The organism is Kosakonia sp. (genome assembly GCF_032052965.1).
Classification (GTDB): Bacteria; Pseudomonadota; Gammaproteobacteria; order Enterobacterales; family Enterobacteriaceae; genus Kosakonia.
The window spans coordinates 638,059-652,467 of sequence record NZ_DAMBVN010000001.1 but is presented as its reverse complement, the minus strand read 5'-3'; the positions used below and the strand labels follow the sequence as shown (position 1 = coordinate 652,467).

At 53.1% G+C, this 14,409-nt stretch carries 14 protein-coding genes; 10 read left to right on the top strand and 4 right to left on the bottom strand.

Annotated elements, in window-relative coordinates; genetic code table 11:
• Window positions 1-176: 176 nt before the first annotated feature.
• From pspA to tyrR, 7 genes are all read left to right on the top strand, one after another.
• Entirely contained in the window at window positions 177-845 is a 669-nt protein-coding gene (gene pspA, locus RTX30_RS03020) for a phage shock protein PspA (protein ID WP_312686668.1), read from the top strand.
• Between the two features lie 53 nt (window positions 846-898).
• Entirely contained in the window at window positions 899-1,123 is a 225-nt protein-coding gene (pspB, locus tag RTX30_RS03015) for an envelope stress response membrane protein PspB (protein ID WP_312686665.1), read from the top strand.
• On the top strand, window positions 1,123-1,482 hold the full coding sequence (gene pspC, locus RTX30_RS03010; RefSeq protein WP_312686664.1) for an envelope stress response membrane protein PspC: 360 nt from the start codon (window positions 1,123-1,125) through the stop codon (window positions 1,480-1,482). Before pspB ends, pspC begins: the two co-directional genes overlap by 1 nt.
• 10 nt (window positions 1,483-1,492) lie before the next feature.
• Window positions 1,493-1,720: a phage shock protein PspD gene (gene pspD / locus RTX30_RS03005; protein ID WP_312686661.1), complete on the top strand. Its 228-nt coding sequence runs from the start codon at window positions 1,493-1,495 to the stop codon at window positions 1,718-1,720.
• A gap of 106 nt (window positions 1,721-1,826) precedes the next feature.
• Window positions 1,827-3,224: a YcjX family protein gene (locus RTX30_RS03000; RefSeq protein ID WP_312686831.1), complete on the top strand. Its 1,398-nt coding sequence runs from the start codon at window positions 1,827-1,829 to the stop codon at window positions 3,222-3,224.
• A complete protein-coding gene (locus RTX30_RS02995) occupies window positions 3,221-4,282 on the top strand; it encodes a YcjF family protein (RefSeq protein ID WP_312686658.1) in 1,062 nt (353 codons plus the stop codon). Before RTX30_RS03000 ends, RTX30_RS02995 begins: the two co-directional genes overlap by 4 nt.
• A 145-nt stretch (window positions 4,283-4,427) precedes the next feature.
• Complete coding sequence (gene tyrR / locus RTX30_RS02990; protein ID WP_312686657.1) at window positions 4,428-5,969, top strand: transcriptional regulator TyrR; 1,542 nt, start codon at window positions 4,428-4,430, stop codon at window positions 5,967-5,969.
• A 61-nt stretch (window positions 5,970-6,030) separates the two neighbouring features.
• Here the strand turns inward: tyrR and tpx are convergent, their stop codons facing one another.
• The gene (gene tpx, locus RTX30_RS02985; protein WP_312686655.1) at window positions 6,031-6,537 is read right to left on the bottom strand and encodes a thiol peroxidase; all 507 of its coding nucleotides are present in this window, start codon (window positions 6,535-6,537) and stop codon (window positions 6,031-6,033) included.
• Between the two features lie 117 nt (window positions 6,538-6,654).
• Between tpx and ycjG the strand changes: the two genes are divergently transcribed.
• On the top strand, window positions 6,655-7,620 hold the full coding sequence (gene ycjG, locus RTX30_RS02980; protein ID WP_312686653.1) for an L-Ala-D/L-Glu epimerase: 966 nt from the start codon (window positions 6,655-6,657) through the stop codon (window positions 7,618-7,620).
• Here the strand turns inward: ycjG and mpaA are convergent.
• Window positions 7,611-8,324, bottom strand: coding sequence for a murein tripeptide amidase MpaA (gene mpaA, locus RTX30_RS02975; protein WP_312686652.1), 714 nt, complete (start codon window positions 8,322-8,324; stop codon window positions 7,611-7,613). The genes ycjG and mpaA overlap by 10 nt on opposite strands.
• A gap of 188 nt (window positions 8,325-8,512) precedes the next feature.
• Between mpaA and RTX30_RS02970 the strand changes: the two genes are divergently transcribed.
• Both RTX30_RS02970 and RTX30_RS02965 read left to right on the top strand, forming a co-directional pair.
• Window positions 8,513-10,129 carry an ABC transporter substrate-binding protein gene (locus RTX30_RS02970; RefSeq protein ID WP_312686651.1) on the top strand — a complete coding sequence of 539 codons (1,617 nt, stop codon included), beginning with the start codon at window positions 8,513-8,515 and terminating at the stop codon, window positions 10,127-10,129.
• Window positions 10,130-10,555: 426 nt separating this feature from the next.
• Window positions 10,556-10,744 (top strand): YdiH family protein, encoded by a 189-nt coding sequence (locus RTX30_RS02965; protein ID WP_312686649.1) that lies wholly within the window; start codon window positions 10,556-10,558, stop codon window positions 10,742-10,744.
• 56 nt (window positions 10,745-10,800) lie between these two features.
• On the opposite strand, the gene RTX30_RS02960 is transcribed toward RTX30_RS02965, so the two are convergent.
• Entirely contained in the window at window positions 10,801-12,021 is a 1,221-nt protein-coding gene (locus RTX30_RS02960; protein ID WP_312686646.1) for a sensor domain-containing diguanylate cyclase, read from the bottom strand.
• A gap of 96 nt (window positions 12,022-12,117) precedes the next feature.
• Window positions 12,118-14,253 (bottom strand): EAL domain-containing protein, encoded by a 2,136-nt coding sequence (locus RTX30_RS02955; protein WP_312686828.1) that lies wholly within the window; start codon window positions 14,251-14,253, stop codon window positions 12,118-12,120.
• Window positions 14,254-14,409 lie beyond the last annotated feature (156 nt).

Sequence of the window (14,409 nt, the reverse complement as noted above, 5' to 3'; positions counted from 1 at the left end):
CGCCACTTGTTGGTGTTATTAACCACTCTAGACGAAAAGCGCACAGCGGTAAAATTATTCAATTCGTTAATAATCATAAAGATAAAAAGTTGGCACGAAGATTGTAATAGCTCAACAGCGTAACATTGTCAGGTAGCAGGGCTGAGCCCGATTACAGAAATAAAGAGGAACAGATTATGGGTATTTTTTCTCGTTTTGCCGATATCGTGAATGCCAACATCAACTCGCTGCTGGAAAAGGCCGAAGATCCGCAAAAACTGGTGCGTCTGATGATCCAGGAAATGGAAGACACCCTGGTCGAAGTGCGTTCGACGTCGGCGCGCGCGCTGGCGGAGAAAAAACAGCTTACTCGCCGTATTGAGCAGGCCACCGCACAGCAGAGCGAGTGGCAAGAAAAAGCAGAACTGGCGCTGCGTAAAGAGAAAGACGATTTGGCGCGTGCGGCGCTGATCGAGAAACAGAAAGTCACGACGCTTATTGACACGCTGGAGCAAGAAGTGACTCTGGTTGAAGAAAGCCTGACGCGGATGAAAAAAGAAATTGGCGAGTTGGAAAACAAACTCAGTGAAACGCGCGCCCGTCAGCAAGCCTTAACGCTGCGTCATCAGGCCGCCAGCTCTTCCCGTGATGTGCGTCGCCAGCTTGACAGCGGCAAGCTGGATGAAGCGATGGCGCGCTTTGAATCGTTTGAACGCCGTATCGATCAGATGGAAGCAGAAGCCGAAAGCCACGGTTTCGGTAAGCAGAAATCGCTGGATCAGCAGTTTGCTGAACTGCGCGCGGATGACGAAATCAGTGAGCAACTGGCGCAACTGAAAGCCAAAATGAAACAGGATAATCAATAATAAATCGCTGCGGCGTCAGAGGACGCCGCGCGTCATCCCTGTAAGGAGTACACATGAGCACGCTTTTTCTGGCTATACCGTTAACGCTTTTCATTCTGTTCATTTTGCCCGTCTGGTTGTGGCTGCACTACAACAACCGCACCTCGCGCGGGGAACTGAATCAGAACGAGCAGCAGCGGTTACTGCAATTATCAGAAGATGCAACACGGATGCGCGAACGTATTCAGGCACTGGAAGATATTCTGGATGCTGAGCACCCGAACTGGAGAGATCGCTAATGGCAAGCCTCGACCTTAACAAAAAATTATGGCGTATTCCCCAGCGCGGAAAAGTAGCCGGTGTCTGCGCCGGGATTGCACAATATCTTGATATTCAGGTCAAAATTGTGCGCATCCTGACCATTCTGGCTATGTGTTTTGGCCTGTTCTTTATTGTTGTAGCGGCGTATATCGTTTTGTATTTTGTGTTGGATCCGCTGCCGGACAATTACGTCGAAGGAGAAGAAACCCAAAGCACCAACCAGTTACTGGATGCGGTTGATGCGCAACTTTCGGCAGGTGAGGCGCGCCTGCGGCAGATGGAGCGTTACGTTACCTCTGACACCTTCTCACTGCGTAGCCGTTTTCGTCAGCTATAAGGAGTGAACCATGGCATCTCGCTGGCAACAAGCTCGTCGCAACGTCAAACCGGGTCTGAAAATTGCCGGAAAGCTGGTTGTACTTACCGCGTTGCGCTACGGCCCGGCGGGTGTTGCTGGCTGGGCCGTAAAATCGGTGGCCCGACGGCCGGTAAAACTGCTGCTGGCTTTTGCGCTGGAGCCGCTGCTCAAACGCGCAGCAAATAAATTTTCACGTCGTTTTATGCAAAACAGATGATCCTGCGGGATCATCTTGCCCTTCTGACTGGTTGATTAACAACAGCCTGCCCATATCTCATACACTATCAGCAACTGTTTTGACTTCAGGGCGACACACAATGGCGATGGATCGATTTAAAAGCGAACTCAACGCGCTGGTGAACCGTGGAATGGACCGGCATTTACGCCTCGCAGTAACCGGGCTGAGCCGCAGCGGTAAAACGGCGTTTATTACTGCGTTGGTAAACCAGCTGCTTAATCTTCATGCCGGGGCCCGTCTGCCGCTCCTTAGCGCGGTGCGGGAAGAGCGCCTGCTCGGCGTAAAACGTGTTCCGCAGCGCGATTTTGGCATTCCCCGTTTTACCTACGACGAAGGGCTGGCACAGTTATACGGCACGCCGCCGGTCTGGCCGACACCCACGCGCGGGGTCAGCGAAATCCGTCTGGCACTGCGCTTCCGCTCCAATGATTCACTGCTTCGTCATTTCAAAGACACCTCTACGCTGTATCTGGAAATTGTCGATTATCCCGGCGAATGGCTGTTGGATCTACCGATGCTGGCGCAGGATTATCTGAGCTGGTCGCGACAAATGACCGGGTTACTACAGGGCCAGCGCCAGGCGTGGTCGCAGCAATGGCGTGAATTATGTGCGGGACTGGATCCATTGGCCCCAGCCGATGAAAACCGGCTGGCGGAGATTGCCGCCGCATGGACGGCGTATCTGCAGCAGTGCAAGCGTGAAGGGCTGCATTTTATTCAACCGGGGCGATTTGTGCTGCCCGGCGATATGGCAGGCGCGCCCGCGCTGCAATTCTTCCCGTGGCCGGATGTCGATAACACCGGAGAGGGGAAGCTGGCGCAGGCAGATAAACACACCAACGCCGGTATGTTGCGTGAGCGTTTCAACTACTACTGTGAGCATGTTGTTAAGGGTTTCTATAAACACCATTTTTTGAAGTTTGATCGCCAGATTGTCCTGGTCGATTGCCTGCAACCGCTCAACAGCGGGCCGCAAGCGTTTAACGATATGCGGCTGGCGTTGACGCAACTGATGCAGAGTTTTCATTACGGCCAGCGCACACTATTTCGCCGCCTGTTTTCACCGGTTATCGACAAGTTGCTTTTTGCCGCCACCAAAGCCGATCACATTACGCTCGATCAGCACGCTAATATGGTGTCATTGCTGCAACAGCTTATTCAGGATGCCTGGCAAAACGCCGCGTTTGAAGGGATCAGTATGGACTGCCTGGGTCTGGCATCTGTGCAGGCAACACAAAGTGGGTTAATCGAGGTCAATGGTGAGAAGATCCCTGCGCTGCGGGGGCACCGATTAAGCGATGGTTCTCCGCTGACGGTTTATCCTGGTGAAGTCCCGGCCAGGTTGCCTGGGCAGGCCTTCTGGGATAAGCAAGGGTTTAACTTCGAAGCTTTTCGCCCGCAGGTAATGGACGTGGATAAACCGCTGCCACATATTCGTCTTGATGCGGCGCTGGAGTTTTTAATAGGAGACAAATTGCGATGAGCGAGCCGTTAAAACCGAGGATCGATTTCGCCGGGCTGCTGGAGGCAGAAAATACAGTACGGTTTAAAAGCGCCCAAACCTTCAGCGGTGCACAGGCGGAAAATTTCGCACCGATGATGACCGATATAATGCCAGAGGAGGGACAGGCTGAAGCGTTGATCGAAGCGGCGCTGCGGCCAAAACGTAGCTTATGGCGCAAAATGGTCAGTGCCGGTCTGGCACTATTCGGTATCACCGTGGTGGGTCAGGGTGTGCAGTGGACAATGAATGCCTGGCAGACCCAGGACTGGGTTGCGCTGGGCGGCTGTGCTGCGGGCGCGCTGATTATTGGTGCCGGAGTGGGTTCGGTCGCCAGTGAATGGCATCGGCTATGGCGCTTGCGCCAGCGTGCTGAGGAGCGGGAGGAAGCACGTGATTTGCTGCACAGCCACGGCGTGGGGAAAGGGCGTGCCTTCTGTGAAAAACTGGCCAGACAGGCGGGGATCGATCAGGCACATCCGGCACTGCAACGCTGGTATGCCGCTATCCACGAAACGCAAAACGATCGCGAAGTGGTGAGCCTGTATGCGCAACTTGTCCAGCCCGTGCTGGATGCTCAGGCGCGACGCGAAATTAACCGCTCGGCGGCGGAGTCGACGCTGATGATCGCCGTCAGCCCGCTGGCAATGGTCGATATGGCGTTTATCGCCTGGCGCAATCTGCGACTGATTAACCGCATCGCCACGCTGTATGGCATTGAGCTGGGGTATTACAGCCGTTTGCGCCTGTTCCGGCTGGTATTGCTGAATATTGCGTTCGCTGGCGCAAGTGAACTGGTGCGTGAAGTGGGTATGGACTGGATGTCGCAGGATCTTGCTGCACGCCTTTCTGCGAGAGCAGCACAAGGCATTGGCGCTGGCTTGCTGACCGCACGCCTGGGTATTAAGGCGATGGAGTTGTGCCGCCCGCTGCCCTGGCTGGAGGATGATAAACCCCGGCTGGGTGATTTTCGTCGTCAGCTTATTGGTCAGGTCAAAGAGACGCTGCAAAAACGCCGTACCGCATCCCCCACTGAGTAACAAACCGGCACTGCGCGCTTACCTTTACAGCGTAGTGCCGCTTTTTCCGCCAGGCTGTCAATATTTGTTGACAGACATCTTCCTGCCAACCACGAAGTGGCTTATTATCCCTTCATTACGTGAATGAATAAGGCTGAGTATTCCCATGCGTCTTGAAGTTTTTTGTGAGGACCGTCTTGGTCTGACGCGCGAACTGCTGGATCTGCTGGTGCTGCGCGGTATCGATTTACGCGGCATTGAAATTGACCCGGTCGGGCGAATCTACCTCAATTTTGCCGCTCTGCAATTTGATGCATTCAGCAGCCTGATGGCTGAAATCCGCCGTATACCCAGCGTCACCGACGTACGTACCGTGTTGTGGATGCCGTCTGAGCGTGAACACCGCGCACTCAGTGCATTGCTGGAAGCATTGCCTGAACCGGTTTTCTCGCTGGATATGAAAAGCAAAGTAGAACTGGCGAACCCGGCCAGTTGCCTGCTCTTTGCGCAGGACACCGATAAATTGCGCAATCATAACGCGGCGCAATTAATTGCCGGGTTCAATTTCCAGCGCTGGCTGGAGGGTAATCCGCAAAACTCGCATAACGAACATGTCGTTATTGGTGGGCAAAACTTCCTGATGGAGATCACGCCTGTTCATCTGGAGGGCGAAACGGGCGAGCCGGTGTTAATCGGCGCCGTTGTCATGCTCCGTTCAACCATCCGTATGGGGCGGCAGCTTCAGAATCTTAGTCAGCAGGATGTTGGCGCATTTAGCCAGATAGTTGCCGTGAGCCAGAAAATGCGTCAGGTTGTGGAACAGGCGCGCAAACTGGCGACCCTGACTGCGCCCTTGCTGATCACCGGCGATACCGGTACTGGTAAAGATTTACTGGCTCATGCCTGCCACCTTGCCAGCCCGCGCGCAAGCAAACCGTACCTGGCATTGAATTGTGCCTCCATTCCCGAAGAGTCGGTCGAAAGTGAGCTTTTTGGGCATGCACCAGAAGGTAAAAAAGGCTTTTTCGAGCAGGCAAACGGCGGTTCGGTACTGCTGGATGAGATTGGCGAAATGTCGCCGCGTATGCAGGTAAAATTGCTGCGTTTTCTTAACGATGGCACCTTCCGCCGCGTGGGTGAGGATCATGAAGTTCACGTCGATGTGCGGGTCATTTGCGCCACACAGCGCAATCTGGTGGAGCTGGTGCAAAAGGGGCTGTTCCGCGAAGATCTTTACTACCGGCTTAATGTGTTGACGTTAAATCTGCCGCCGTTGCGCGAGCGTCCTCAGGATATTATGCCGTTGACCGAACTGTTTGTGGCCCGCTTTGCCGATGAGCAGGGGGTGCCGCGCCCGAAACTCTCTCAGGATCTGTTACCGTTGCTGAGCCGTTACGGATGGCCCGGCAATGTGCGTCAGTTGAAAAACGCTATTTATCGCGCGTTAACCCAGTTGGAAGGTTATGAATTACGGGCGCAGGATATTCTGTTACCCGATTACGATGCCACCACTGCGCCGGTCGGCGAAGAGGCGATGGAAGGGTCGCTGGATGATATTACCAGCCGCTTTGAGCGCTCGGTACTGACCCAACTTTATCGCAGCTATCCCAGCACGCGTAAGTTGGCGAAACGTCTTGGCGTTTCACATACCGCGATTGCCAATAAGCTCCGCGAATATGGGTTGAGCCAGAAGAAAAGTGAAGAATAAGAAAAGCCTCCGTATGGAGGCTTTTTCATATCGGCAATGCAATCCGCTGAGCGGGGCACAATTAGCCTTTCAGGGATTCCAGCGCGGCGGCGTAATCCGGTTCGTTGGTGATTTCATTCACGAGGTGGCTGAAAACCACGTTGTCATTCTCATCAATAACGACCACTGCGCGCGCAGCCAGACCTTTCAGCGCGCCTTCCGCAATACCCACGCCGTAATCGGCAAGGAATTCCGGGTTACGCAGCGTGGAGAGGGTGATCACATTGCCCAGGCCTTCAGCGCCGCAGAAGCGGGATTGTGCAAACGGCAGATCGGCAGAGATACACAGCACGACCGTATTGTTCATTTCGGTCGCCAGTTGGTTGAATTTGCGCACGGACGCGGCGCAGACGCCGGTGTCGATGCTCGGGAAAATGTTCAGTACTTTACGTTTGCCAGCAAACTGGGCCAGTGTGACGTCAGACAGATCTTTAGCCACCAGGGTAAAAGCTTTGGCTTTGCTACCAACCTGCGGAATGGCGCCTGCAACGGGAACCGGGTTGCCCTGGAAATGAACGAGTTGTGACATAGATATCTTCCTGTTTACAAATAGTTAACGTCGCCGCTAGTGTATGCCATCCGTAGAGATCACGGCAAACCAATTTTCGTATCTATACTGGTTTACAGTGCGGCAGAGGAGTGAAGAATGCGAAACGTCAAAATTTACGAGGAAACCTGGCCGCTGCATACGCCATTCGTGATTTCGCGCGGCTCCCGCGATGAAGCGCGGGTGGTGGTGGTTGAGCTGGAAGAGGAGGGTATCAAGGCGGTTGGCGAGTGCACGCCCTATCCGCGATATGGCGAGAGCGAAGCCTCGGTGATGGCGCAAATTATGACGATCGTGCCACAGCTGGAAAACCATCTCAGCCGCGAAACGTTGCAAACGCTGCTCCCGCCTGGCGCAGCGCGTAATGCGGTTGATTGCGCCCTGTGGGATCTGGCCGCACGCAAAGCCAACACGTCGCTGACGCGCTATGCGGGTGTGACGTTGCCTGAAACCGTGACCACGGCGCAAACCGTCGTAATTGGCACACCGGAGCAGATGGCCGCCAGTGCGGCAGCGCTGAGTGAAAAAGGAGCGCGGCTGCTGAAAGTGAAACTGGATGACCATTTGATCAGCGAGCGACTGGTGGCGATACGGGCCGCTGCGCCGCACGCGACCCTGATTGTCGATGCCAATGAAGCCTGGCACAGCGAAGGGCTGGCGGCGCGCTGCCAGTTACTGGCGGATCTGGGCGTTGCCATGCTGGAGCAACCGCTGCCTGCAGGCGAGGATGATGCTCTTGCCAATTTTATCCATCCATTGCCGATTTGTGCCGATGAAAGCTGCCATACGCGGGAGAGCCTGAGCGCATTACACGGGCGTTATGAAATGGTCAATATCAAACTGGATAAAACCGGCGGGCTTACCGAAGCCCTGGCGTTAGCCCGTGAGGCATCAGCGCAAGGCTTCGGTTTAATGCTGGGGTGTATGATTTGTACGTCTCGTGCCATCGCGTCCGCTTTACCGCTGGCGAATCAGGTTCGTTTTGCCGATCTTGATGGTCCCACCTGGCTGGCAGTGGATGTTGAGCCGGCATTACATTTCACCACCGGCGAGCTTCATCTGTGAGGATCCCAGTGCAGCAGGGAGGTCATTGCGTGCAGATAGCGCTCACTGGCCTCATCAGCGGAGATCGGCGGAAATTCCACGGTAATGCAGGGCAGGTCGATATCCCCACACCAACTGCCAAACGAGCCGGGTGTGTCATAACCCACGCTGGTGACTAGCGGCAGTGAAAATTGCTCCGCCAGCCATTGCCCAAGCGCACTTTCGCGCGGATCTTCCACACACGCCAGCGGATCATGAAAAGTCACCACCCACGCAGGGTGAACGCGATGAATCAGCTGGCATAACGCCTGCGTTTCTGGTTCTGAGCCGGGTTTCTCCCCAGTGAACAACACCACATCACGCGCATCTGCGGCGCTATTCCAGCGATACACCGTTTCACCGGCTTTCCAGTTCGCCGCAGGAAAGTTGCGGTTGAGGTCGACGCCGTTGGCGTTAGCCCGCAGGCCAAGCTGGCATCCATCGGGGTTGACCGCCAGTACGACATGATGGTGGCGCAATTCAGGTGCCAGCGTACGCAGCGCACAGGAGAGGGCGACGACGGAGGCATTCTCATCACCGTGCGTGCCGGCAATGATCAGCCCGCTTTCGCGCGTGGCGATCGGTGCCGGAAACCACAGCAGCGGCGCGCCTAAATGGGAACGGCCATATTGTTCCTGACCCGCAGGAAAAGCACCGCGTTGCGGACGTGGACGTGTGGCAGGCATAAGCTTCCTTATTCTGTCGTGTGCGTATAACAAGTGTTGAGCATAAAGCGGGGCGAGGCAAATCATGCCATGTGCGTTAAATTATTGTCTATCTTCAATGTTTAGGTCCCCATTATTTGCATTCCACTGTGTTAAAACAAATAATTACCGCATATTCCGCCGGGAATGACACATCACAAGGGGATCTCATGACGCTTCGACTTTCTACGCTAAGCTGCACGCTGTGGCTGTGCGGTTTTTCTTCTGTTTCGCTGGCTGCGGATGTCCCTGCCGGTACGCAACTCGCGGCAAAGCAGGAACTGGTTCGCCATATCAAAGATGAGCCAGCAACACTGGATCCGGCAAAGGCTGTCGGATTGCCGGAAATTCAGGTGATCCGCGATCTGTATGAAGGGCTGGTCAATCAGAACGAGAAGGGTGAAATTGTTCCCGGTGTGGCAACGAAATGGCAAAGTAATGATAACCGGGTCTGGACGTTTACCCTGCGCGAAGAGGCGAAATGGTCCGACGGTACGCCTGTTACAGCACAAGATTTTGTGTATAGCTGGCAGCGTTTAGTTGATCCCAAAACCACGTCGCCTTTTGCCAGCTTTGCGGCGCTGGCCGGTATCAGCAATGCGAAAAACATCAGCGAAGGGAAAGCGGCACCAGACAAATTGGGTGTTAGCGCAGTGGATGCCCATACGCTGCGAGTGCAACTGGATAAACCCGTTCCCTGGTTTCCGAGCTTAGCCGCCAGTTTTGCCTTTTACCCGGTGCAGAAAGCAAACGTTGAAAGCGGCGCAGAGTGGACGCGGCCAGGCAAGCTTGTGGGTAATGGTGCGTATCAACTGGTCGATCGTGTTGTGAACGAAAAACTGGTTTTCGAGCCGAATAAACACTATTGGGATAATGCGAAGACGGTGATTCAGAAGGTCACCTTTGTGCCGATTAATCAGGAGTCGGCGGCGACCAAGCGTTATCTGGCGAACAATGTTGATATTACGGAATCTTTCCCGAAAAACCTCTATCAAAAACTGTTGAAGGATATTCCGGGGCAGGTCTATACCCCGCCACAGCTAGGTACCTATTATTATGCGTTTAACACCCAGAAAGGGCCGACCGCCGATCCACGTGTCCGCCTGGCACTGAGCATGACCATTGATCGGCGGATCATGGCGGAAAAAGTGCTGGGCACCGGTGAAAAACCGGCATGGCGCTTTACCCCGGATGTTACGGCAGGGTTTGAACCCCAGCCTTCGCAGTTAGAGCACATGAGCCAGGCGGAGTTGAACGCGCAGGCAAAAACGTTGTTGCAGGCGGCGGGTTATGGCCCGCAGCGACCGCTGAAACTGACGCTGCTCTATAACACGTCGGAAAACCATCAGAAAATAGCGATTGCGGTGGCCTCAATGTGGAAACAAAACCTGGGGGCCGATGTGAAATTACAGAATCAGGAGTGGAAAACCTATATCGACAGTCGTAACAGTGGCAATTTTGACGTGATCCGGGCGTCATGGGTCGGGGATTATAATGAGCCCTCAACTTTCCTGTCGGTATTAACCTCAACCAGCAGCAGCAATATTGCGCGGTTTAACGATGCGGCATATGACAAGGTGATGAACCAGGCGGCACTGGAAACCAGCGCCAAAGCGCGCAATGCAGATTATAACGAAGCAGAGCACATCATTGCGGAAAAAGCCCCGATAGCGCCGATTTACCAGTACAGTAACGGCCGTTTAATCAAACCCTGGCTGAAGGGGTATCCGATCAATAACCCTGAAGATGTGGCTTACACGCGAACCATGTATTTGCTGAAACATTGATAAAAAAATCCCCTTACATCACGGGAGGTAAGGGGAAACTCATTGATTACGGAATGGTTCCTGTCTTAGCAGGAGTACATTAATTTTACTTAAGGAATGTGAAGGCACAATGGAGGAAATAAGGAGACGAAGCGCGGGAGACGCGCTATCGGCGTGCCCTGGCCGAAAAAAAGCCCGCTTCATGAGCGGGCAAAAAATACTGGAAGCAATGTGAGCAATGTCGTACTGAATACTTGACTGATTCACTCAGGTATTCAGTGTTGAGAAAGATAATCTTTATCATTTAAATCTGCAACCCCTTTTTTATGTGGACGCTTATTTTTGCGGTCACACCCGGTCAAAAGGCGCGTGCTTTACGATTTTGGTCAAAAAACGAGCATTCGGCTGTGATATAATAATGTCGTTTTCATCACAAAAGAGGACATTATGGAGAGTGAATTGAACCCCACCCAACTGGCGATTGAGTATCTTCGTCGTGACAAAAGTGCACTCACCCCGGCCGAGTATCTTAAAAAACTCAAACAACTCAGGCTGGAGTTCGAAGATTTACTGACGTTGTCGCATATTGAACTGAAAGAAGAGATTGATCTCGCCTGGCGTTTGGGTATCCACTAACGCGCGAAGCACAGAGAAACGATGCGCCCACCAGGGGCGCTTTTTTTTGCCTGCTTTCAGGCGGCCAGCACCTGATTGCGGCCATTATTCTTCGCGCGGTATAACGCTTCATCCACCCGTTTAAACAGTGCATCCAGACTTTCATTCTGCATATGGCGCGCCACGCCAATGCTGACGGTTATGCCTGGCAGGCCCGACATGCTGATGCTGGCAACAGCGAGACGTACACGTTCGGCAATCTCAAGCGCCGCCTCGAGCGTGGTGTGCGGCAACAGCAACAGAAATTCCTCACCACCCCAACGGAACACATAATCGCCACTTCGACTGCCTGACTCCAGCGTGCGAGCAAGTTCAATCAGAACCTCATCGCCGCGTTGATGGCCGAACCGATCGTTGATCTGTTTAAAGTGGTCGGTATCCACCAGCAACAAGCTGAAGTCCAGCGCGGTGGGTAAGATTTGTTCAGTCAGGTGGTAAAATTGTCGACGGTTTAACAAACCGGTGAGTGCATCGCGGTGCGCAGCGTACTCCAGTTCCTGTTCCAGCCGTTTTTGTTCAGTAATATCGTGAATAATGCACAGCATCAGGCGCTCGCCGTAGATTTCAATAGGGCCTGCGTAAGTCTGCACATGTCGTGTCGACCCATCGGCAAGACGATGTACAAAATTAAGTGGCTTATGCCCACCCGGCAGACGGGCAATCTCTGACATCACCGGAAGTATGCTGCGCCCGAGAGTATTAATCTCCCAGGTGTGTTTCTGGCACATCTCTTCACGGTCGTATCCATAAAATTGCAAAGCGGCGAGGTTGGCATCCACAATCTGCCCATCATGTACGGGATCGATGAGCAGCATCGGTGCAGAGGTGGTGTAAAAGAAGCGGGCGTAAAACCCTTGTTTACGCGGCTGATACCCTGCTGCACGCGCCAGTTTGGGCATCGGGGGAACAGTACGGTAGATACCTTCAAAGATCAAAACGTCGCCGACATCATCAAGCGTACGTAGCGAAGCCCGGCAACTCAGCGGCGATTCTTCATTCTTCGGACCGATGCTCCAGACTTCCACCACTTCGTCCTGATTCTCTAAACCCGGAAGATACATCGAAAGGCTTCGTTGCGCATAAGCAGAATACGTACCGTTACGCATGTCGCCAAGGCTACGGCCAGCGGATAATTTTTTTGCCTGTTTGTTGGCAAACAGCACGGTTTCGCTCTCGGGGACGATCACCCAAACCGGGGTGTCGAGAATATCCAGCGCCTGCAGGTGAAGTTTCAGCATCGCAACTCCCGTTATCGCACACGTTGCCAGCGCGCTGCTGACAGAAAATCGTGGCAATTGAATGGCTTCATTGCAACATAACCGAAAAGCGTACACTTATGCAGGCTTTTTTTGTGACACATCTGCACATTCGAGCGATAAGGCGAATGCGTTTTGGTGCAGGAGTGCAGAAACTTTTCCCACCGGGAGCGGGCGGGCAAACAGGAACCCCTGCATGAGCGCGCAGCCCATATTTGTTAGCAGTACATGCTGTTCCTGCGTTTCAATCCCTTCTGCGACGACATGCATATTCATGGAGTGGGCAATGTCGATGATAGTAGAGACAATTTTAACGTTACGGCTGTTGTCACGAATATCTTTGACAAAGCTTTTATCGATCTTCAGTTCGGTTGCAGGGAGTTTTTTTAACATCAGCATATTGGAATAACCCGTGCCAAAATCATCAATAGCAACCGTCATCCCCAACGCTGAAAACTGATTTAATAACTGCACGCTGCGATCGAGGTTTTTGAGCGCGGTATTTTCGGTGATCTCAAGCGTTAATTGGCCAGGGTCAATCTGATAACGCGTCAGTGCGTCCGTAATCTGATCGTAGAGATCATGCTGTTCGAACTGCGTCGGGGAGATATTAATGGCCAGTTTCAGATGCGAGAACCCCTGGCTGTTCCACTTGTGCAATTGCCGACAGGCAGCATCAATCACCCAGTGGCCCACCGAAATCATTAACCCTGTTTTTTCCAACAGCGGCAGAAACACGCCAGGTAGAAGGATCCCTTGTTGTGGATGACGCCAGCGCAACAGGGCTTCGAAACCACAAAGTGTGTGGCCGGGCGCTGTATATTGGGGTTGATACCAGAGTTCAAACTGGTCACGGGCCAGGGCCTGCGACAAGTCCTGTAGAAAGAGGGGAGCATGCGTGGTCTTTTGGATCATCAACGCGTGATAGACGGCCCAGCCGTTGCGTCCTTCCTGTTTGACACTGTACATCGCCGTGTCGGCTGCCAGTTTCAGTTCATGCGCCGTATCGCCGTGGAGCGGGAAAAAGCTTACCCCAGCGCTCAGCGAGACGTTAATGACATGGCTAAGCTCATAAAACGGATGCTGGATGGTCTTCACCAGCCGCCGCATCAACACATCGATCTCGGCCTCGTTGGTTTCGGGCACCAGCAACGTAAACTCATCGCCCCCGAGTCGAGCTAGCGTCATCTTTTCACTCAGGCAGGCGGAAAGCCGCCCGGCAACAGCAACCAGCAAACGATCGCCAATATGATGCCCCCAGGCATCGTTCACCAGTTTGAAGCGATCCAAATCCATATAAATCAGCGCAAAGGTGGTTTGCTTCTCTTTCGCCTGATTGAGGCAAACGTCCAGGAGATTGTCGAATTGCACCCTGTTGGCCAGCCCGGTGAGCGCATCGTAATGCGCTTGTTTTTCCAGCTGCTGGTTAAGCTGGCGCAGGCTATCGGTCAGACGGGTGGTACGCAGTTGAGAGTCAATCATCGAGATAAACAGCATGATGCCGAAAATAACCAGCGTGGTGGTGGAAACCCACAATGACAGACCCAGTTCACCGACACCGTTGTGCATTAAATGCATGGCATCGCTGCGCACGATAATACCGGAGCCATCGTTGCTGAATTTGGCCGCGCTCATACCGGTGTAGTGCATCGCACAGATAGAAACGCCCATGATAAAGGCGGCAAATACGCGATTGATAAACACACCATGATGATTTTTTCGCAGACTAAAAGCCAGCCATAACGCCACACCGGCACTAATGAAAGCAATCACAATGGACAGGATAATCCGGTTCAGGTCCCAGTAAATGGTGACAAATCCCATCATCGCCGGCATACCAAGATAATGCATAGAGACAACGCCCGTACTGAGTAGTAGCGTGGCAAGCAGCAGGCGTCGCCAGGGAAGGTGGTTGCCATTGACAGCAAGGTTGATCGATAGCGTGGAAGCCAGCAGCGCAATCATAAAAGCGAGCAGCATTAATTGCAGATCGTAATGCATAATCATCGGCATTTTCATCGCCAGCATACCGACGAAATGCATCGACCAGATCCCCATGCCAAGTGTTGCTCCGCCGGAAATGCGCCAGAAAAGGGCCACTTTTGGTTCAGAAGCGGTAACTTTTCCTGCGCTATCCAAAGCCACAAAAGAAGCAATGAAAGCCACTAAAAAAGAAATACCGATGAGAATAGGGTCCCACGAAACATAGAGCATCATGCAATCCACACAGGCAAAAGTTGTTAACTAATCCTGGCACTAATTTTAGCAGCTAACCTGATGAAATTAATGATTGAGCTGGTTTTATTATTGCAGGTGCGAATTAACTTAATCGGGAAATAACAATAATTATCGACCGCAAAAACCATAACA

What these genes read in the sequence shown, in the direction of transcription:
- pspA (WP_312686668.1), top strand. Translation starts at nt 177, where the DNA reads ATGGGTATTTTTTCTCGTTTTGCCGATATCGTGAATGCCAACATCAAC.
- pspB (WP_312686665.1), top strand. Translation starts at nt 899, where the DNA reads ATGAGCACGCTTTTTCTGGCTATACCGTTAACGCTTTTCATTCTGTTC.
- pspC (WP_312686664.1), top strand. Translation starts at nt 1,123, where the DNA reads ATGGCAAGCCTCGACCTTAACAAAAAATTATGGCGTATTCCCCAGCGC.
- pspD (WP_312686661.1), top strand. Translation starts at nt 1,493, where the DNA reads ATGGCATCTCGCTGGCAACAAGCTCGTCGCAACGTCAAACCGGGTCTG.
- RTX30_RS03000 (WP_312686831.1), top strand. Translation starts at nt 1,827, where the DNA reads ATGGATCGATTTAAAAGCGAACTCAACGCGCTGGTGAACCGTGGAATG.
- RTX30_RS02995 (WP_312686658.1), top strand. Translation starts at nt 3,221, where the DNA reads ATGAGCGAGCCGTTAAAACCGAGGATCGATTTCGCCGGGCTGCTGGAG.
- tyrR (WP_312686657.1), top strand. Translation starts at nt 4,428, where the DNA reads ATGCGTCTTGAAGTTTTTTGTGAGGACCGTCTTGGTCTGACGCGCGAA.
- tpx (WP_312686655.1), bottom strand. Translation starts at nt 6,537, where the DNA reads ATGTCACAACTCGTTCATTTCCAGGGCAACCCGGTTCCCGTTGCAGGC.
- ycjG (WP_312686653.1), top strand. Translation starts at nt 6,655, where the DNA reads ATGCGAAACGTCAAAATTTACGAGGAAACCTGGCCGCTGCATACGCCA.
- mpaA (WP_312686652.1), bottom strand. Translation starts at nt 8,324, where the DNA reads ATGCCTGCCACACGTCCACGTCCGCAACGCGGTGCTTTTCCTGCGGGT.
- RTX30_RS02970 (WP_312686651.1), top strand. Translation starts at nt 8,513, where the DNA reads ATGACGCTTCGACTTTCTACGCTAAGCTGCACGCTGTGGCTGTGCGGT.
- RTX30_RS02965 (WP_312686649.1), top strand. Translation starts at nt 10,556, where the DNA reads ATGGAGAGTGAATTGAACCCCACCCAACTGGCGATTGAGTATCTTCGT.
- RTX30_RS02960 (WP_312686646.1), bottom strand. Translation starts at nt 12,021, where the DNA reads ATGCTGAAACTTCACCTGCAGGCGCTGGATATTCTCGACACCCCGGTT.
- RTX30_RS02955 (WP_312686828.1), bottom strand. Translation starts at nt 14,253, where the DNA reads ATGCTCTATGTTTCGTGGGACCCTATTCTCATCGGTATTTCTTTTTTA.